20 protein-coding genes and 1 pseudogene are annotated in these 17,988 nt (G+C 70.8%); 14 read left to right on the top strand and 7 right to left on the bottom strand.

The annotated features are described in order from the left end of the window. Positions 1–74: 74 nt before the first annotated feature. The 5 genes from ACQPWZ_RS09685 to ACQPWZ_RS09665 all read left to right on the top strand — a co-directional run bounded on the left by ACQPWZ_RS09685 (position 75) and on the right by ACQPWZ_RS09665 (position 4,158). Entirely contained in the window at positions 75–524 is a 450-nt protein-coding gene (locus ACQPWZ_RS09685; RefSeq protein ID WP_433571112.1) for an SRPBCC family protein, read from the top strand. Next, positions 524–1,735, top strand: a complete 1,212-nt coding sequence (locus tag ACQPWZ_RS09680) for an ArsA family ATPase (protein ID WP_433571111.1) — start codon at positions 524–526, stop codon at positions 1,733–1,735. The genes ACQPWZ_RS09685 and ACQPWZ_RS09680 overlap by 1 nt, the downstream gene beginning before the upstream one ends. A gap of 84 nt (positions 1,736–1,819) precedes the next feature. Continuing rightward, positions 1,820–2,266, top strand: a complete 447-nt coding sequence (locus tag ACQPWZ_RS09675) for a DUF5304 domain-containing protein (RefSeq protein WP_356699142.1) — start codon at positions 1,820–1,822, stop codon at positions 2,264–2,266. A 65-nt stretch (positions 2,267–2,331) separates the two neighbouring features. Beyond that, positions 2,332–3,273, top strand: coding sequence for an ROK family glucokinase (locus ACQPWZ_RS09670; protein WP_313946822.1), 942 nt, complete (start codon positions 2,332–2,334; stop codon positions 3,271–3,273). 123 nt (positions 3,274–3,396) lie between these two features. Beyond that, positions 3,397–4,158 carry an endonuclease/exonuclease/phosphatase family protein gene (locus ACQPWZ_RS09665; protein WP_433571110.1) on the top strand — a complete coding sequence of 254 codons (762 nt, stop codon included), beginning with the start codon at positions 3,397–3,399 and terminating at the stop codon, positions 4,156–4,158. Between the two features lie 69 nt (positions 4,159–4,227). Here the strand turns inward: ACQPWZ_RS09665 and ACQPWZ_RS09660 are convergent, their stop codons facing one another. After that, positions 4,228–4,800, bottom strand: a complete 573-nt coding sequence (locus tag ACQPWZ_RS09660; RefSeq protein WP_356699146.1) for a hypothetical protein — start codon at positions 4,798–4,800, stop codon at positions 4,228–4,230. Further along, positions 4,793–5,572: an alpha/beta hydrolase gene (locus ACQPWZ_RS09655; RefSeq protein WP_433571109.1), complete on the bottom strand. Its 780-nt coding sequence runs from the start codon at positions 5,570–5,572 to the stop codon at positions 4,793–4,795. Before ACQPWZ_RS09655 ends, ACQPWZ_RS09660 begins: the two co-directional genes overlap by 8 nt. Before the next feature lie 152 nt (positions 5,573–5,724). On the opposite strand from ACQPWZ_RS09655, the gene ACQPWZ_RS09650 reads away from it, so the two are divergent. From ACQPWZ_RS09650 to ACQPWZ_RS09630, 5 genes and pseudogenes are all read left to right on the top strand, one after another. Then, a complete protein-coding gene (locus ACQPWZ_RS09650) occupies positions 5,725–6,483 on the top strand; it encodes a lysophospholipid acyltransferase family protein (RefSeq protein ID WP_340472639.1) in 759 nt (252 codons plus the stop codon). A gap of 34 nt (positions 6,484–6,517) precedes the next feature. Then, positions 6,518–7,726: a MacS family sensor histidine kinase gene (gene macS / locus ACQPWZ_RS09645; protein ID WP_340472638.1), complete on the top strand. Its 1,209-nt coding sequence runs from the start codon at positions 6,518–6,520 to the stop codon at positions 7,724–7,726. Then, a complete protein-coding gene (locus ACQPWZ_RS09640) occupies positions 7,723–8,409 on the top strand; it encodes a response regulator transcription factor (RefSeq protein WP_340472637.1) in 687 nt (228 codons plus the stop codon). Before macS ends, ACQPWZ_RS09640 begins: the two co-directional genes overlap by 4 nt. 169 nt (positions 8,410–8,578) lie before the next feature. After that, positions 8,579–9,607 (top strand): 6-phosphofructokinase, encoded by a 1,029-nt coding sequence (locus ACQPWZ_RS09635; protein WP_340472636.1) that lies wholly within the window; start codon positions 8,579–8,581, stop codon positions 9,605–9,607. A gap of 18 nt (positions 9,608–9,625) precedes the next feature. Beyond that, positions 9,626–9,838 (top strand): annotated as a pseudogene (locus ACQPWZ_RS09630) (2-hydroxyacid dehydrogenase); the annotation flags it as partial. Here ACQPWZ_RS09630 and ACQPWZ_RS09625 read toward each other — a convergent pair. Next, the gene (locus ACQPWZ_RS09625) at positions 9,835–10,872 is read right to left on the bottom strand and encodes a saccharopine dehydrogenase NADP-binding domain-containing protein (protein WP_433571108.1); all 1,038 of its coding nucleotides are present in this window, start codon (positions 10,870–10,872) and stop codon (positions 9,835–9,837) included. The pseudogene ACQPWZ_RS09630 and the gene ACQPWZ_RS09625 overlap by 4 nt on opposite strands. Positions 10,873–10,942: 70 nt before the next feature. On the opposite strand from ACQPWZ_RS09625, the gene ACQPWZ_RS09620 reads away from it, so the two are divergent. Then, positions 10,943–11,902, top strand: a complete 960-nt coding sequence (locus tag ACQPWZ_RS09620) for a helix-turn-helix domain-containing protein (RefSeq protein ID WP_433571107.1) — start codon at positions 10,943–10,945, stop codon at positions 11,900–11,902. Positions 11,903–11,924: 22 nt separating this feature from the next. Here the strand turns inward: ACQPWZ_RS09620 and ACQPWZ_RS09615 are convergent, their stop codons facing one another. Together ACQPWZ_RS09615 and ACQPWZ_RS09610 are read right to left on the bottom strand one after the other, a co-directional pair. Next, complete coding sequence (locus ACQPWZ_RS09615) at positions 11,925–13,790, bottom strand: anthranilate synthase family protein (protein WP_433571106.1); 1,866 nt, start codon at positions 13,788–13,790, stop codon at positions 11,925–11,927. Positions 13,791–13,887: 97 nt separating this feature from the next. Further along, positions 13,888–13,944: a trp operon leader peptide gene (locus ACQPWZ_RS09610; RefSeq protein WP_352209957.1), complete on the bottom strand. Its 57-nt coding sequence runs from the start codon at positions 13,942–13,944 to the stop codon at positions 13,888–13,890. Between the two features lie 95 nt (positions 13,945–14,039). On the opposite strand from ACQPWZ_RS09610, the gene ACQPWZ_RS09605 reads away from it, so the two are divergent. Together ACQPWZ_RS09605 and ACQPWZ_RS09600 are read left to right on the top strand one after the other, a co-directional pair. Further along, positions 14,040–15,392, top strand: coding sequence for a class II 3-deoxy-7-phosphoheptulonate synthase (locus ACQPWZ_RS09605; RefSeq protein WP_340472632.1), 1,353 nt, complete (start codon positions 14,040–14,042; stop codon positions 15,390–15,392). A 134-nt stretch (positions 15,393–15,526) separates the two neighbouring features. Continuing rightward, positions 15,527–15,772, top strand: coding sequence for a (2Fe-2S)-binding protein (locus tag ACQPWZ_RS09600; protein WP_313946835.1), 246 nt, complete (start codon positions 15,527–15,529; stop codon positions 15,770–15,772). 64 nt (positions 15,773–15,836) lie between these two features. Here the strand turns inward: ACQPWZ_RS09600 and bfr are convergent, their stop codons facing one another. Beyond that, the gene (gene bfr / locus ACQPWZ_RS09595) at positions 15,837–16,316 is read right to left on the bottom strand and encodes a bacterioferritin (protein ID WP_313946836.1); all 480 of its coding nucleotides are present in this window, start codon (positions 16,314–16,316) and stop codon (positions 15,837–15,839) included. 156 nt (positions 16,317–16,472) lie between these two features. On the opposite strand from bfr, the gene ACQPWZ_RS09590 reads away from it, so the two are divergent. Next, entirely contained in the window at positions 16,473–17,105 is a 633-nt protein-coding gene (locus tag ACQPWZ_RS09590; RefSeq protein ID WP_340472631.1) for a sulfite oxidase-like oxidoreductase, read from the top strand. A 28-nt stretch (positions 17,106–17,133) separates the two neighbouring features. Here the strand turns inward: ACQPWZ_RS09590 and ACQPWZ_RS09585 are convergent, their stop codons facing one another. Then, positions 17,134–17,985 carry a deoxyribonuclease IV gene (locus tag ACQPWZ_RS09585; protein ID WP_433571105.1) on the bottom strand — a complete coding sequence of 284 codons (852 nt, stop codon included), beginning with the start codon at positions 17,983–17,985 and terminating at the stop codon, positions 17,134–17,136. Positions 17,986–17,988: the final 3 nt, after the last annotated feature.

The following is a 17,988-nucleotide window of genomic DNA, read 5'->3' as shown; positions in this document are numbered from 1 at the left end:
CGACCTGCTGAGGCGCGATAGCCTGCACACCACACCACCCCCGGTCCGTACCCGCACTCCGAGGAGCCGCAGCGATGGCGGAACACACCAGCTCGAGCATCACGATCGAGGCGGCGCCGGCCGATGTGATGGGGGTGATCTCGGACTTCGCCCGCTACCCCGAGTGGACCGGCGAGGTGAAGGAGGCGGAAGTTCTCGCCACCGACGGCAAGGGCCGCGCCGAGCAGGTCCGTCTGGTGCTGGACGCCGGTGCGATCAAGGACGACCACACGCTCGCGTACACCTGGAACGGCGACAACCAGGTCAGCTGGACGCTGGTGAAGTCCCAGATGCTGCGCGCCATCGACGGCTCGTACACGCTCGCCCCGGTCGGAGGCGGCGACCGCACCGAGGTCACCTACCGGCTGACCGTCGACGTCAAGATCCCCATGCTCGGCATTTTCAAGCGCAAGGCCGAGAAGGTCATCATCGACCGCGCCCTGGCCGGTCTGAAGAGGCGCGTCGAGAGCGGACGCAAGGCCTGATGCGCACGGTCCTCGTCACCGGCCTCGGCGGCGCGGGCCGTACGACCGTCGCCGCGGCGACCGCCCATGCGGCGGCGAAGCGCGGCGAGCGCGTGCTCTTCCTCTCCGCCGGTCCCGGCGAGGTGCTCGGAAGCCCGGTCACCGGCAGCCCCGATGCGCCCGAGAAGATCACGGACGGCCTCTGGGCGGCCCGTGTCGACACCGGCGCCGACTTCCGGGCGGAATTCCTCTCGCTCCAGGAGCGCAGCGCGACCGCGCTCGACCTGCTCGGCGCCGCACGGCTCGAAGAGGCGGAGCTCACCGAACTCCCCGGGAGCGAGCAGTTCGCCCTCCTGCGGGCGCTGACCGTCGCCGCCTCCGGCGACTGGCACACGGCCGTCGTCGACCTGCCGCCGCTGCGCGAGACGATCGCCCTGCTCGCCCTGCCCGAGCAGCTGCGCCGCTATCTGCGCCGGCTGCTGCCGCAGGAACGCCAGGCCGCCCGCGCCCTGCGCCCGGTCCTCGCCCAGCTCGCGGGTGTCCCGATGCCCGCCCAGTGGCTGTACGCGACTGCCGCGCGCTGGGACGCCGAACTGGCCCTCGTCCAGAGCGTGATCGAGTCCGGCGACACCGCCCTGCGCGTGGTCGCCGAACCAGGACCCGCGGCCGCCGCCGCCCTGCGGACCGCCCGCAGCGGACTCGCGCTGCACGGCCTGCGGGTCGAGGCCCTGCTGGCCAACCGCGTCCTGCCCCGGCACTCCGCCGACACCTGGCTCGCCTCCCTGGCGGCCCAGCAGGAGAAGTGCCTGCACGAGTGGTCCGAGGTCTGGCTGCCCGGCACCGCGCTCCTCGAAGTTCCCCATGCGGGCCGCGACCCCCGCGGCCTCGACGACCTCGCCCTGCTGGGCGACCTGACCCTGCCGGACGGCGGCGGACCGCGAGACGGCGCCGACGCGGGCGCAGGCCACGGCAGCCCCCGGCAGCGGATCGAGGACCGCCGTACCGACGACGGCATCCTCGTCTGGACGCTGGAGCTGCCGGGCGCTGTCAAGGGAGACGTCGGCCTGGTCCGCCGGGGGGATGAACTGATGCTCTCCGTCGGACCGTTCCGCAGGATCCTGCCGCTGCCGTCCGTACTGCGCCGCTGCACCGTGTCGGGCGCGGCCCTCGCGGACGGTGTGCTGAGGGTCCGCTTCGCGCCGGACCCGCAGCTGTGGCCGCACGGGCACTGAACGGGCCACCGCCGTTCGGGTAACGTCGAGCGTACGAGAGCCCGCATCCGGTCAGCCGGTTCATGCCCTGTGCAGGAGTACGCCATGAGTGATGCCACCGAGCGTCCCGCAGTCGATGCCGACGCCGACGCCTGGGCCGACGCGTGCGCGGAGGACCTCGAGGCGGAGAAGGCCCGACGTCGCGCCCAGTACGGTCAGCCCACCGGGTCCGCCTCCGAGGAACTGCGCCGCCTCCTGGACGTCGTCGCCGACAAGGTGTCCGGGTTCCAGAGCTCGCTGCCCGGCATGGCCGCCCAGAGCGCCGTGCAGCAGCTGGTCGACCAGGCGAAGGCCGCGGTCGAGCCGGTGATCGAGCGCAACCCCCAGATCTTCGACCACCTCGCCGCCGCGGGCGGTGAGCTGCTGGCCGCCTACCGGTCCGCGGTCGAGGGCCATGAGCGGCGCTGGACCCAGGAGCCGCGCACCGCCAAGGACGCCGAGGACCCGCGTGACGACGGGCCCGGACCGAGTGAGCACATCGACCTGGACTGACCGGTCGGGTGCCCGCCCTCGGGTACGGTTGCCGTAGCGGGGCTCGACCGAAAACTGAGGGACACATGGGACTCACCATCGGCGTCGACATCGGCGGCACCAAGATCGCGGCTGGCGTGGTCGACGAAGAGGGCACCATTCTCGAGACGCACAAGGTGCCCACCCCGTCGACCCCCGAAGGCATCGTCGACGCGATCTCCTCTGCCGTCGCCGGAGCCGGCAAGGGGCACGACATCGAGGCCGTCGGCATCGGGGCGGCCGGATACGTCGACGACAAGCGAGCCACCGTCCTCTTCGCGCCCAACATCCACTGGCGGCACGAGCCGCTGAAGGACAAGGTCGAGCAGCGCGTCGGCATGCCGGTGGTCGTCGAGAACGACGCGAACGCCGCGGCCTGGGGCGAGTACCGCTTCGGCGCGGGCCAGGGCCACGAGGACGTCATCTGCATCACCCTCGGCACCGGTCTCGGCGGCGGCATCATCATCGGCAACAAGCTGCGCCGCGGACGCTTCGGTGTGGCCGCGGAATTCGGGCACATCAGGGTGGTGCCGGACGGTCTGCTGTGCGGCTGCGGCAGCCAGGGCTGCTGGGAGCAGTACGCCTCCGGCCGCGCGCTCGTGCGGTACGCCAAGCAGCGCGCCAACGCCACACCGGAGAACGCGGAGATCCTCCTCGGCCTCGGCGACGGCACCATCGAGGGCATCGAGGGCAAGCACATCAGCGCCGCCGCACGGCAGGGCGACGCGGTCGCGGTCGACTCCTTCCGCGAGCTGGCCCGTTGGGCGGGCGCCGGCCTGGCCGACCTGGCCTCGCTGTTCGACCCCTCGGCGTTCATCGTCGGCGGTGGCGTCTCGGACGAGGGCGAGCTGGTCCTGGACCCGATCCGCAAGTCGTTCCGCCGCTGGCTCATCGGCGGCCAGTGGCGTCCGCACGCCCAGGTCCTCGCCGCCCAACTTGGCGGAAAGGCGGGCCTGGTGGGCGCGGCGGACCTGGCCCGTCAGGGCTAGAGCCGCCCCTTGCCCCGCTGGTGATCGCGGAACCGGCCGGAGTGACCGGCCGGTCCCGCGGCAGCCGCACACAGCTCGCGGCGGAGCCCGGGAACACCCCCCGCACCGTCGTATCGTGCTGGCATGGCGATCACCGCACTGCCCAACTCCCGCACCGAACCCGACGGTTCGGCCGTGATCCGGGTGCTCAGCTACAACATCCGCTCGCTGCGGGACGACGAGGAAGCGCTCGCCCGGGTGATCCGGGCGTGCGAACCCGACCTCGTGTTCGTCCAGGAGGCGCCGCGCTTCTTCCGCTGGCGCAAGCACGCCGCACGGCTCGCGGCCAGGACCGATCTCGTGGTGCTCAGCGGTGGCGCGACCGCCGCGGGCCCCCTGCTGCTCTGCTCACTGCGCGCGACCGTGGAGCGTACGGAGGATGTGCTGCTGCCGCTGACGCGCGGACTGCACCGGCGGGGGTTCGCCACCGCGGTCGTACGGTTCGGCGGCGCCCGGGTCGGGCTGCTCAGCTGCCATCTGAGCCTTCAGACGGACGAGCGGCTGGCCCAGACCGGGATGCTGCTCGAGCGGCTCGCCGCCATTGACGTGCCGTACACGATCACGGCCGGTGACATCAACGAGCGGCCCACCGGGCGGAGCTTCACACGGCTCGCCCGCGAACTCCAGGACGCCTGGGCGGTCGCGCCCTGGGGCGGTGAGTACACCTCGACGCCGGACCGTCCGCACCAGCGGATCGACGCGATCTTCGCCAGTGCGGGGATCGAGGTGCTCGGCTGCGGTGTGCCGCTGGATCTGCCCGGCATCACCACGGCGGACCTGAGCGCTGCCACCGATCATCTGCCGGTGCTGGCGGCGCTCAGAATCCCGGCGGCGGGTTCCGCCTGACGGACGGGACCGGCCTGGCGATCGCGACGGTGCGACGACCTGGTACCGCGGCTGGGGGACCCGTACCGCTCAGACCACCGCTCCGCGGCCCGGGTCGTCCTCGTCCTCGTCGTCGCCGTGCGCCATGCGGGCCACCAGGGTGGCGAAGCCGCCCAGGAAGCCGCCCACGCAGATCGTCGTCAGCCACCAGGTCATGTCCCACTGGAGCAGCACGGCGACCAGCATCAGCAGCGGTCCGCCGACCACCGCGAGCCAGGCGAACTTGGCGGTGACGTCCGCCTCGGGCAGCGGCGGCGGCTCCGGCGGCACGAAGTGACCCTCGTCGCTCTCGTCGAGGTCGTCCTCCTTGGCCTCCGCGAGACCGTAGTCCCGAGGACCGCCGACGCCGGGCGCGAAGGTGACCGAGCTGCCCAGCGCGGGCTGGTCCGCGTCCGGGTCGGGATCGGGCTCCCGCTCGGCCTTCGCAGCCTTCGGCGTCTCGTTCACCTCACTCTCCAGCAGAGCGAGGTCGTCGACCGACTTGAACGGCTTGGCGCCCGGCGGGTCCACCGGCTCGTCGCCGTACCCCGCCACGATGGCGGCCCACGCCGCTTCCTCGTCGATCGGCTGCGGCTCGCGGTCCGCGTCGTGCTGCTCAGCCACCGGTGGTGCTCCCTTTCTTCCCGACACTCGGAGCGAGCCGGCCGATGAACGCGTAACTCTCCTCGAAAATCCGCTCCGCATCGTGGTCCAACGTCGCCACGTGGTAGCTCTGTTCCAGCAGGATCTCCTGAACATCGGTCGAGGAGACCCGGCTGAGGATCCTGGCCGAGTCCATCGGCGGCACCACGTGGTCCTGCGGGCTGTGCAGCAGCACCATCGGCTGCGTCACCTGCGGCAGCTCACCGTCGACCAGCCGGAAGAACCGGCGCAGGGAGTGAGCGGCGTGCAGTGGCACCCGGTCGTACCCGACCTCGTCCATGCCTTCCTTGGCGATGTCGTTCGTCAGGCCCTTCGTCGTGCGCACCAGGTGGCGGGCCACCGGCAGGGCATAGGCGGAGAGGCCGTGCACCTTGTTCGCCGGGTTCACCACGACGACACCGCTGATCGCGTCACCGTGCTTGGCGGCGAGCCGCAGCGTGAGCGCACCGCCCATGGAGAGCCCCATGACGAAGACACGGCTGCACCGGCCGGCGAGCTCACGCAGCTCGCGGTCCACCTCCGCGTACCAGTCCTGCCAGCCGGTGAGCTGCATGTCCTGCCAGCGGGTGCCGTGCCCGGGGAGCAGCGGCAGCGACACGGTCAGCCCGCGCTCCGCCAGGAACTCGGCCCAGGGGCGCAGCGACTGAGGGGAGCCGGTGAATCCGTGACAGAGAAGAACGCCGACCTCTCCGCCCTCGTGGCGGTACGGCTCGGCTCCGGGAAGCACCGGCACCGGGGTCTCCTGTTCTGTGCATGAAGCTCGAAGGGTGTACCTCACCGTACGCGACCGGACCGACACCGACCAGGCCCGTAAGCCCGTCGACGCGGGGATCCCCGGCCTGCGTCGGGTTAAGGTCTGTTCGACAGCAACAGGAGGAATTCGAGTTGATCTACGGCGCCATGAAGTTCTCCATCGGAGGGTCGCTGAAGCTTGCCTTCCGGCCCTGGGTGGAGGGCCTCGAGAACATCCCCGTCGACGGCCCGGCGATCCTCGCGAGCAACCATCTGTCCTTCTCGGACTCCTTCTTCCTGCCGACGATGCTCGACCGCAAGGTCACCTTCATCGCCAAGGCCGAGTACTTCACCTCGCCCGGGGTCAAGGGCAAGCTGACCGCCGCCTTCTTCAAGGGTGTCGGCCAGCTCCCGGTCGACCGCTCGGGCGCGCGGGGCGCCGGCGAGGCGGCGATCAAGGCCGGTCTCGACGTCCTCGAGGCCGGCGGCCTGTTCGGCATCTACCCGGAGGGCACCCGCTCCCCGGACGGCAGGCTCTACCGCGGCAAGCCGGGCGGTCTCGCCCGGGTGGCGCTCGCCAGCGGTGCGCCCGTCATCCCGGTGGCCATGATCGACACCGAGAAGATCCAGCCGCCCGGCAAGGTGGTCCCCAAGCTGATGCGCCCGGGGATCAGGATCGGCGAACCGCTCGACTTCAGCCGCTACCGGGGCATGGAGAGCGACCGGTTCATCCTGCGCTCACTGACCGACGAGGTCATGTACGAGATCATGAAGCTGTCCGGCCAGGAGTACGTCGACATCTACGCCACCGCCGCCAAGCGGCAGATCGCGGACGCGGAGAAGGCGGCGAAGGCGGCGGCGAAGGCGAAGGCCGAGCAGCAGGCGGAGACGACGGACCGGTCGGCGGCCTAGGGCGCGTCGTCCGGACCGGACCGGGGTGGGGGACATGGTCAAGCGCGAACGGGTCGTGCGGATGTCGGTGGAGCTGCCGCTGTGGCGTGCGCTCGCCGGGTATCGCGTACTGACGATGATCTACGCGGTGCTGCTGCTCGTCTTCATACCCGACAAGTTCGAGCGCCCGTGGGTGGCGATCGTGTTCCTGGCGGTGATGGGCGTCTGGACGCTGGCCACGCTGCCCCAGGTCTCCAGCGCCGCCCGCTGCACCAAGCCCTTCCTCGTCGCCGACCTCACCGTGGCGCTCACCGGCATTCTGCTGACACCGCTCGCCGACACCCACGCGCAGCAGATCGACGGACCCACGCTGCCGTCGATATGGACGGCCGGTTCCGTCCTCGCCTTCGCCATCAAGGGCGGCTGGCGATGGGCCGCCGTCGCGTCCTCCTTCGTCGCGGTCGCCAACATCATCGAGCGGGGCGAGCCGAGCCGGGACACCTTCCACAACGTCCTGCTGGTCTGGATCGCCTCCATCGCGATCGGTTACGTCGTCGAGGTCGCCCGGGCCTCGGAACGCACCCTCGCCCGCGCGCTGGAGATCGAGGCCGCGACACGGGAACGCGAGCGTCTCGCCCGCGACATCCACGACAGCGTGCTCCAGGTGCTGGCCATGGTGCAGCGGCGCGGCGCCGCCATCGGCGGTGAGGCCGCGGACCTCGGACGGATGGCGGGGGAGCAGGAAGTCGCCCTGCGGACGCTGGTCTCCAGCGGTCTGGTCCCCGCGACCCGCGCCTCCGAGGACGCCTCTCTCGGCGCCGTGGTGCGCACCGTCGAGGACGACGAACCGGACGGCCCGCCCGACGAGTACGATCTGCGGTCGCTGCTCGCCCGGCACGCCGGATCGCGGGTCACGCTCTCCGAGCCGGGCGCTCCGGTGCTGCTGCCGGCGGCCTCCGCCTCCGAACTCGCCGCCGCTGTCGGTGCCGCCCTGGACAATGTCCGTCAGCACGCCGGTCAGGACGCCCGGACCTGGATCCTCGTCGAGGACTGGCCGGACGAGGTGGTCGTGACGGTCAGGGACGACGGCCCCGGCATTCCGGAGGGCCGGCTCGCCCAGGCGGAGGGCGAGGGCCGGCTCGGAGTCGCCCTCTCCATCCGCGGACGGCTGCGGGACCTGGGCGGCACGGCCGAGCTGATCTCGGTCCCGGGCCAGGGCACAGAAGTCGAACTGAAGATTCCACGGGGGAAGGCACACGCATGACGGACCAGCAGACGGACCAGCAGACGATCAAGGTGATGGTCGTCGACGACCACCCGATGTGGCGGGACGCGGTCGCCCGCGATCTGACCGCCGCCGGATTCGAGGTGGTGGCGACGGCGGGCGACGGTCCCCAGGCGGTCCGCCGCGCCCACGCGGCCGGCCCCGACGTCCTGGTCCTCGACCTCAACCTGCCCGGGATGCCCGGGGTCCAGGTGTGCAAGGAGCTTGTGGGCTCCCGCCCCGGGCTGCGGGTCCTGGTGCTGTCGGCGAGCGGGGAGCACGCGGACGTCCTGGAGGCGGTGAAGTCCGGCGCCACCGGCTATCTCCTCAAGTCGGCCAGTACCGAGGAGCTCACCGACGCGGTGCGGCGTACGGCCGTCGGCGACCCGGTCTTCACGCCGGGCCTCGCGGGCCTCGTGCTGGGCGAGTACCGCAGGCTCGCCTCCGAACCGGTTCCCGCTTCCGGCGGCGACGAGCCGAAGGCACCTCAACTGACCGACCGCGAGACCGAGGTGCTGCGCCTGGTCGCCAAGGGGCTGTCGTACAAGCAGATCGCCGAGCGGCTCGTCATCTCCCACCGCACCGTGCAGAACCATGTGCAGAACACGCTCGGCAAGCTTCAGCTGCACAACCGCGTCGAGTTGGTGCGCTACGCGATCGAGCGGGGGCTCGACGACGCCTGAGGCGGACGTACCGCCGCCGGGGCGACCCTCGTACGGGTGAAACCGGACAGGGGGCGCGGCTCAAACACCGCATCCCGTACAGGAATTGACCTTCCCTCCCATCCCGCAGTGACCTGGATCACCATTAGCGTGACGGTCATAGGGCTCATCAGGCGAAGGGAAGTTTTCCATGCGCGTCGGAGTACTGACCGGGGGCGGCGACTGCCCCGGCCTCAATGCGGTCATCCGTGGCATCGTCCGCAAGGGCGTTCAGGAGTACGCGTACGAGTTCGTGGGCTACCGCGACGGATGGCGCGGGCCGCTGGAAGATGACACGGTCCCGCTCGCCATCCCGGCCGTGCGCGGCATCCTGCCCCGCGGCGGCACCATCCTCGGCTCTTCGCGCACCAACCCCCTCAAGGCGGAGAACGGCATCCGCCGTATCAAGGAGAACCTCGCCAAGGCGGAGGTCGACGCACTGATCGCGATCGGCGGCGAGGACACCCTCGGCGTCGCCGCCCGGCTGCACGACGAGTACGGCATCAAGTGCGTCGGCGTACCCAAAACCATCGACAACGACCTGTCCGCCACCGACTACACCTTCGGTTTCGACACCGCCGTCGGCATCGCCACCGAGGCGATCGACCGGCTCCACACCACCGCCGAGTCGCACATGCGGGTCCTGGTCGTCGAGGTGATGGGACGGCACGCCGGCTGGATCGCCCTGCACTCGGGCCTGGCGGGCGGGGCCAATGTCATCCTCATTCCGGAGCAGCGCTTCGACGTCGACCAGGTCTGCACCTGGGTGACCTCGCGTTTCAAGGCCAGTTACGCCCCGATCGTGGTGGTCGCCGAAGGCGCCATGCCCAAGGACGGCGACGCGGTCCTCAAGGACGGCTCGCTCGACTCCTTCGGGCATGTCCGGCTCTCCGGTGTCGGCGAGTGGCTGGCCAAGGAGATCGAGAGGCGCACCGGCAAGGAGGCCCGCACCACGGTCCTCGGCCATGTCCAGCGCGGCGGCACCCCGAGCGCCTTCGACCGCTGGCTGGCCACCCGCTTCGGGCTGCACGCCATCGAGGCCGTGCGGGACGGTGACTTCGGCAAGATGGTCGCGCTCCAGGGCACGGACATCGTGCGGGTGCCGATCGCGGAGGCCACCGCCAAGCTGAAGACGGTCGACCCCAAGCTCTACGAGGAGGTCGGCGTCTTCTTCGGCTGACGGTCCGGCCCGTACTGTTTCCTCGACAAGTCCCTGGAGCCGCACCAGGACGACACCCTGGCGCGGCTGGTCACGTTCCCGCACGTGCCGGTCACCTCGCACCAGGCGTACTGCACCGAGGACGCGGTCGGCCAGATCGTCGAGGCGGCGGTGCGGAACGCCGACGATTACGCGGCGGGGCGGCGCAACGAGAACGTCCTGGTCCCCGCCGCGCCGCCCGGCACGAGCTAGACCGGCTGGTCCGCCTGGTCAGGTGCGCCGAAGGTCAGATGCGCGGGATCGAGTGCTCGCAGGAAGTCCGCCGCGTCGAAGAGTTCCCCGGCGGCGGCCACCCCGGTCCGGTCGACCCGGCCGTCCATGATCCGCGTCGCCGCCTCGACGACCAGGGGTGCGCTCACCGCGTAGATGTCCCGGCCGGACGCCGTCGCGCGGCGGCCGGCGCCGGCCCTGCGTGCCACCACGTCGACGACGAAGGTCTGTGCCGAGCGCCCGTGGGAGTCCACGGCCGTGGGCGGAGGCGTCGCCGGGTCGCTCAGATCGCGCAGGGGTGCCTCATTGATGCAGACCCGGATCTCCGGCACACGCAGATGGCGGGAGATGGTGACCTGGTCGGCCGTGGAGAGCTCGACGACCCGCTGGACACCCACGGGCTCCGGGAACCGCCAGGAGTACGAGCGGGGCGGGTCCTCCGGTGCGGTGAGACGGCCACCGGTGAAGGCCAGCTTCCGCCCGGCGTTGCTCCGCGCGGTCCTGCGCGTGCCCTCCGTCGGCCACCAGCTGTCGAGGGCGATCGCGACGGTGATCTCGTCGGCGTCGGGCCAGTCGCCGATCGCCGCACCGGCCAGCAGGTCGCCCAGCCCGCCGTAGAACGCCATCGCCGGGAGGACCACCACACCCGCCTCACGGGCCCGTCGGTGCCGCAGCCGGAACGCCTCCAGGATCGCGGCCTGTTCCGCGGCCACGTCCAGGTAGGGGATGCCCGCGCGCAGGGCCGCGTCGATGACGGGGAGCATGGTGACGGCGAACGGGCCCGCGCAGTTGATGACCGCATCCGCGCCCGTCAGTGCGCGGTCCAGCGACGACGGGTCGTCGAGGGACACGACCCTCACGGTCCCCGGACGGCCCTTGGCGGCGGCGTCCAGCCTGGCGGCGTCCCGGCCGACGAGAAGAGGGGTGAGGCCGCGTCGGCGCAGTTCCGCGACGACGAAGGCGGCGGTGTGTCCGTAGGCTCCGACGACCGCGACCGTCCGGTGATGTGTGTTCATGCGGCCATGCTCACGGGCCCGGACGCCGACCACGAGTGGCCGAAACGACGAGATGCGTACACTTTCGGACATGAGATCCGTGGCGCTGGCGCTCTACGACGGGGCCATGCTGTTCGAGGCCGCCGCTGCCTGCGAGGTGTTCGGCGTCGACCGCGAACTCACGGACGCCTGGTACGACTTCCGCGTCTGCGGGCCCACGGAGGCGTGGCTGGGCAGCTGGCTGAGACTCGACACGCCCCACGACTACGACGCCCTCGCGGAGGCGGACACCGTCATCGTGCCCGCGTGCGGCGATGTCGAGGCCGACCCGCCGGCCGACCTCGTGGACGCCGTGCGCGCGGCCCACGTGCGGGGCGCCCGGCTGGTGTCCCTGTGCACCGGAGCGTTCGTGCTGGCAGCCGCCGGCGTACTGGACGGCCGCCGCGCCACCACACACTGGGAGCACACCGCCGCGCTCGCGGCCCGCTATCCCCGTATCGAGGTCGACCCGGACGTCCTCTACATCGACGACCGGACCGTGCTGACCTCGGCGGGCAAGGCCGCCGGTATGGATCTGTGCCTGCACATCGTCACCGCCGACCACGGTGCCGCCGTCGCCAACGCCCTGGCACGCCGGCTGGTGGTCCCGGCCCGCCGGGCCGGCGGTCAGGCGCAGTTCGTGGCGGTGCCGGCGGTCGCCGACACCGGCCACGCGTTCGCGGACCTGCTGCACTGGGTGAGCGGGCGGCTGGACGAGCCGTTGACCGTGCCCGACCTGGCCCGCCAGGCGAACATGAGCACCCGGAACCTGACCCGCCGCTTCACCGCCGCCACCGGCACCACCCCTTTGCGCTGGCTGCACACCCAGCGCATCCACCGGGCCCAGGAACTCCTGGAGACGACCGACGACAGCATCGAACTCATCGCCGCCCGTACCGGGATGGGCACCGCGGCCACCTTGCGCCGGCACTTCCATCGCGCCCTCGGGGTGCCGCCGGACATCTACCGGCGCACCTTCCGTACCCACAGCACGGCCACCCCGGCGACCTGACTCCCGTCCTCCCTGGACGGGACTAGCCCACCAGTACGCCCGCGATCATCGTCGCCGTCAGCGCCGCGCCGTCCATCGTGAGCACCGACTCCGGATGGAACTGGAGGCCCGCGAAGCCCGGCCCGCGCATCGCGTGCACATCGCCGCTCACCTCGTCCCGGCTCAGCTCGACGCGGTGCATCGCCAGTTCGGCCGCGGTCCGTTCGTCGCACCGCGCGGTGAAGCTGTTGTAGAAGCCCACCGTCTCCTCCCGCCCGAAGAAGTCGATCCGCTCCTGTGCCCCCTGATGCGGCGCGTCCTTCCTGGCGATCTCCAGCCCCAGTTCCGCCGCCATCAGCTCATGGCCCAGACATACGCCCAGCAGGCCGTGGCGGTGATCGCGCAGCAGATCGGCGGTGAGCGACCGCAGGAAACGCATCTTGGGGTCGGCAGCGTCCGCCGGATCACCCGGCCCCGGGCCGAGCACCACCGGACCCGGGTGACGCAGTGCCGTCTCCCTGAGACCCGGCTCGTCGTACCGCCGCACCGTCACGGTGAGACCCGTCGAGCGCAGCAGATGCGCCAGCATGGCGGTGAAGGTGTCCTCCCCGTCGATCACCAGCGCGTCGCCGGTCAGATCGGCGCTGCGCTCCTGCATCCGCAGCCAGAACGGCGCGAGGTCGGCCCGGCGGGCGTCCAGCGCGGCGCGCACCCGCGGGTCGTCGGCGAGCCGCGGCCGCTCGGCGTCCTCCCGGGGCCGCCCCGGTCGCACCCCCAGCGCGGCCAGCACACCCGCCGCCTTCGCATGGGTCTCGGCGACCTCGCCCTCCGGGTCGGAGTGCCGCACCAGGGTCGCCCCGACCGGCACACGCAGGGCTCCCCCGGCGTCGATGTCGGCCGTGCGGATCAGGATGGGGGAGTCGAGGGTCTGCGCACCGCCCGCGTCCGTACCGATCAGGGCGAGCGCCCCCGCGTAGTAGCCGCGGCCACCCACCTCGTGCCGCTCGATGACCCGGCACGCGTTCTGTACGGGGGACCCGGTGACGGTCGCCGCGAACATCGTCTCCCGCAGCACCTCCCGCACATCGAGCGAGGACCGACCGCGCAACTCGTACTCGGTGTGCGCGAGATGGGCCATCTCCTTGAGCCGCGGCCCGACGACCACACCGCCCATGTCCCCGACCGTGCACATCATCTTCAGCTCCTCGTCCACGACCATGGAGAGCTCCTCGCGCTCCTTGCGGTCGTCCAGGAACCGGAGCAGGCCCTCCGGGGTCGGACCCTCGGGGGGATAGCGGAAGGTGCCGCTGATCGGATTCATCACGACGGTCCCGCCGCTCATCCGCACATGCACCTCGGGGCTGGCGCCGACCAGCGTGCGCTCGCCGGTGTGCACCACGAAGGTCCAGTACGCCCCGCGCTCGCCGGCCAGCAGCCGCCGGAACAGGGCGAGCGCGTCGGCCCGGCCGAAGCCGGGGATGCTGCCGGTGTAGGTGCGGCGGATGACGAAGTTCGCCCCCTCGCCGCTGCCGATCTCCTCCTCGACGACCCGCCGGACGATGTCCGCGTACGCCGTGTCGTCCACGTCGAAGGAACCCCCCTCCACCCGGACGCGGTGCGAGGGAAGTCTCTCCAGCGCCTCGGCGAGCGGCATCTCCGAGTACTCGTCGGCGACCAGCACACTCAGCGGCGTGCCGTCGTCGCGCACGTCGAAGCCGCGCTCCCGGATCTGCCGGAACGGCACGAGGGCGAGCGAGGGACGGTCGGTGACGGGGATGTCGGCGAGCGCCTGCGCCTCGTGCACCGAGCCGATCAGTACCTCGACGGTGTCGTGGTCGCGGCCGGGGGTGCGCCTGCGGAGCAGGGCGAAGGGAGGGCAGTCGTCGTCCAGCAGTCGGGCGAGGGGCATCCGGTGTTCCTTCCGAGTGGGAGGAACGGCCGATTCCCGGAAACACCGAAGGCCGCCCCTCGGGCGGCCTTCGCGATTCCTCCACGCACGCGATCAGTCAGTGGGCCGCCGGATGTGCGGTCCACCACCAGTTCTGGATCGAGTGCGTCAGCATGCCCGGAACCCTACCGCATGAGAAATGCTGGACTTCTCGTCTCATTTGCTGGGCGGACGGAAACGGCCCGGCGGCAACCCCGTACTGTGGGCGGTGTGACCGTGAACGCTAAAACCACCCCCGCCGGTGGCCACACCTGGCGAGACCTGCCCGCGGCGCAGCAGCCCGAGTACCCCGATGCCGAGGCTCTGCGCGATGTGATCGCGGACCTCGAGTCGTATCCGCCGCTCGTCTTCGCGGGCGAGTGCGACCAGCTGCGCGCCCGGATGGGAGCCGTCGCCAAGGGCGAGGCGTTCCTGCTGCAGGGCGGCGACTGCGCCGAGGCCTTCGACGCCGTGTCCGCCGACCACATCCGTAACAAGCTGAAGACGCTCCTCCAGATGGGAGCGGTGCTCACCTACGCGGCCTCCGTGCCGGTGGTGAAGGTCGGCCGCATCGCCGGCCAGTACTCCAAGCCGCGTTCCAAGCCGACCGAGACCCGCGACGGCGTGACGCTCCCCACCTACCGGGGCGACTCCGTCAACGGCTTCGAGTTCACCGAAGCGGCCCGTATCCCGGACCCCGAGCGCCTGAAGCGGATGTACAACGCGTCCGCGGCGACGCTGAACCTGGTGCGCGCCTTCACCACCGGTGGTTACGCGGATCTGCGTCAGGTGCACGCCTGGAACCAGGACTTCGTGAAGTCGTCCCCGTCCGGTCAGCGCTACGAGCAGCTCGCGCGGGAGATCGACAACGCGCTGAACTTCATGGAGGCCTGTGGCACCGACCCGGCGGAGTTCCGCACGGTCGAGTTCTACTCCTCCCACGAGGCGCTGCTGCTCGACTACGAGGGCGCGCTGACCCGCACCGACTCGCGGACCGGCCGGCTCTACAACACCTCCGGCCACATGGTCTGGATCGGTGAGCGCACCCGGCAGCTGGACGGCGCCCACGTCGAGTTCGCCTCGCGCATCCGCAACCCCATCGGTGTGAAGCTCGGCCCGACGACCACGGTCGACGACGCCCTGCACTACATCGACAAGCTCGACCCGGAGCGCGAGCCGGGCCGGCTGACCTTCGTCGTCCGCATGGGCGCCGACACGGTCCGCGACAAGCTCCCCGAGCTGGTCGAGAAGGTCACCGCGTCCGGTGCCACGGTGGCCTGGGTGACCGACCCGATGCACGGCAACACCTTCGAGGCGGCGTCCGGCCACAAGACCCGGCGCTTCGACGACGTGCTCGACGAGGTCAAGGGCTTCTTCGAGGTCCACAAGGCCCTGGGCACGCACCCGGGCGGCATCCACGTCGAGCTCACCGGTGACGACGTCACCGAGTGCGTGGGCGGCGGCGACGAGATCTTCGTCGACGATCTGCACCAGCGTTACGAGACGGCCTGCGACCCGCGACTGAACCGCAGCCAGTCCCTGGACCTGGCGTTCCTGGTGGCGGAGATGTACCGCGACCAGTGATCTTGTGCGTACGGCTGTGGGGCGCGGATCGATGTGATCCGCGCCCCACACCGCTTTTCCAGGCTGGCCACGGCGGGTAAGGTTAGGTTAGCCTCACCGAGCAATCGGGAGGCAGACGATCGACCGGCCGGGAGGTGAACCGCGTGTACGTATGCTCATGCTTCGGCGTCACCGAGAAGCAGGTCAAGGAGCACGCGGACGCGGGTGCCTGCACCCCCCGTCAGATCGCCTCCGCCTCCAAGGCGGGCACGGACTGCGGCTCGTGCGTGCGCACGATCCAGTCGATCCTCGGCCGCGGCACCTGCCCGCGGCGTGAGCTGCTGGAGCAGGGAAAGCCCGCACTCACAGCCGGCCTCGCCGAGCTGGACGAGGCCGCCTAGCCTTGCCGCCTTCCTGGGGCGCGCAGGGCCCGACAGGGCCCCGGACCGCAGCCCTCGGCGTACGTCAGCTGTCGGGCTGCTCGATCAGCTGCGCGATGTAGAGCGGCTCACCGAGCTTCTCGATCAGGTCCAGCTGGGTGTCGAGATAGTCGATGTGGTGCTCCTCGTCCTCGAGGATCGACTCGAAGATGTTCGCGGACGTGACATCACCCTTGGCGCGCATGATGTCGATACCGCGCCGGAGACGGTCGATCGCCTCCACCTCGACCTGCCGGTCCGCCTGGAACATCTCGGTGACCGTCTGACCGATGCGTACGTGGAACAGGCGCTGGTAGTTCGGAAGTCCGTCGAGGAAGAGAATCCGGTCGGTGAGCACTTCCGCGTGCTTCATCTCGTCGAACGACTCCGACCGGGTGTACTTGGCAAGCTTCGTCCAGCCGAAGTTCTCCTGCATCTTCGCGTGCAGGAAGTACTGGTTGATCGCGGTCAATTCGGCGGTCAGCTGCTCATTGAGGAACTCGATGACCTCGGGGTCGCCCTGCATCGCAGAGGCTCCTTCCGCGCTTGGTACCGGGGCAAGTGGCCGCATCCTTCCATCGCGTCCGTGAGCCCGTCCAGTAAGTGCCTCCTTAGTAGGAGTTGCCCGAATCGGGCCAGACCTGGTCATGACCACCCCATGCGGTCTGTCACCATTGAAGACATGGGTCAGCCGGAAAGCCGGGAATACCGCGCATCAGAGGAGTCCGAGCTTCCGCCGGGTCAGCGACTGCAGCGAGGCTGGCCGGTCACCCACTACGGACCCGTGCCCAAGTTCAAGCCGGACCGCTGGGAGTTCAGGGTTTTCGGCGCCACGGCCGACGGCGACAAACACTGCTGGAACCACGAGGAGTTCTCGGCGCTGCCCTTCTCCTCGGTCGTCGCCGATCTGCACTGCGTGACGAAGTTCAGCATGCTGGGGGCCGAATGGGGTGGTGTTCCCGCCCGCGAACTGGTCGCCCTCGCGCCGCCGGCCGCGAACGTCACCCATGTCATGGTCTGGGCCGAGTACGGCTACAGCGCCAATGTGCGGCTCTCCGACTTCACCTCGGAGCGCACGATCTTCGCCACCCACAAGGACGGCGAACTGCTCACCGCCGAGCACGGTTTCCCCCTGCGTCTGGTCCTTCCGCATCTCTACGCCTGGAAAGGGCCCAAGTGGGTCCGCGGCGTGGAGTACATGACCGACGACCGGCGTGGCTTCTGGGAGGAGCGGGGCTACCACAACCTCGGCGACCCCTGGCGGGAGCAGCGCTACTCCTACCAGGAGGAGCCGGGGGACGGCCCCGAGCTCTAGAGCCTGTCCGCCGGGACGCCCCGGACGGTCAGTCGCGGAGTGCTTTCAGCAGGGCCACGTCCGCCGCGTGGCCCTCCTTGCCGCCCGGGGTCTCGATGATCAGCGGTACGCCCTCGGTCGCCGGGTGGCGCATGAGCTCCCGGAACGGCTCCTCGCCGATGTGACCCACGCCGATGTTCTCGTGACGGTCCTTGTGGGCGCCCGCCACATCCTTAGAGTCGTTGGCGTGGATCAGCTTGAGGCGCCCCTCGCCGACCGTCTCCACCAGCAGGTCCAGCGCCTGCGCCATGCCGCCCGGTGCCGCCAGGTCGTGTCCTGCCGCGAACAGATGGCAGGTGTCCAGACAGACCCCCAGCCGGGGATGGGCGTCCAGAGCCGCGAAGTACGGCCCGAAGTCCCAGGTCCGCGAGCAGAGCGAGAACCCCTGCCCGGCCGTCGACTCCAGCAGCAGGAACGGGTCGTCGTCGTGCGTCAGCTCGTCCAGCAGCGGCAGCATCCGCTCGCGCACCTGCGCCAGCGCCACCTCCCGCGGCCGCCCGCCCGTCGCCGACCCGGTGTGCACGACGACGCCCAGCGCGCCTATCTCACGGGCGCGGCGCAGCGAATGGCGCAACGAGTCCACGGACCGCTCGACGGTCGCCTCGGTGTGGGAGCCGAAGTTGATCAGATACGGAGCATGGACGTACGCCGGCATGTCCGCGGCGGCGCACTCGGAGCGGAACAACTCGTCCTGCGCGGGATTGCCCGGCGGTGTCGCCCAGCCCCGCGGATTGGCGACGAAGACCTGGACGGTCTCCGCGCGCAGCTCCGTCGCGTATCCGAGACCGACCTTGGCGAGTCCGCCGGCCACGGGGACGTGGCCGCCGACGGGGTTACGCATCTG

Origin of the sequence: Streptomyces sp. CA-251247 (assembly GCF_050952975.1) — a bacterium.
In the GTDB taxonomy this organism is placed as follows: domain Bacteria; phylum Actinomycetota; class Actinomycetes; order Streptomycetales; family Streptomycetaceae; genus Streptomyces; species Streptomyces achmelvichensis.
This window is presented reverse-complemented; position numbering and strand designations above follow the sequence as displayed.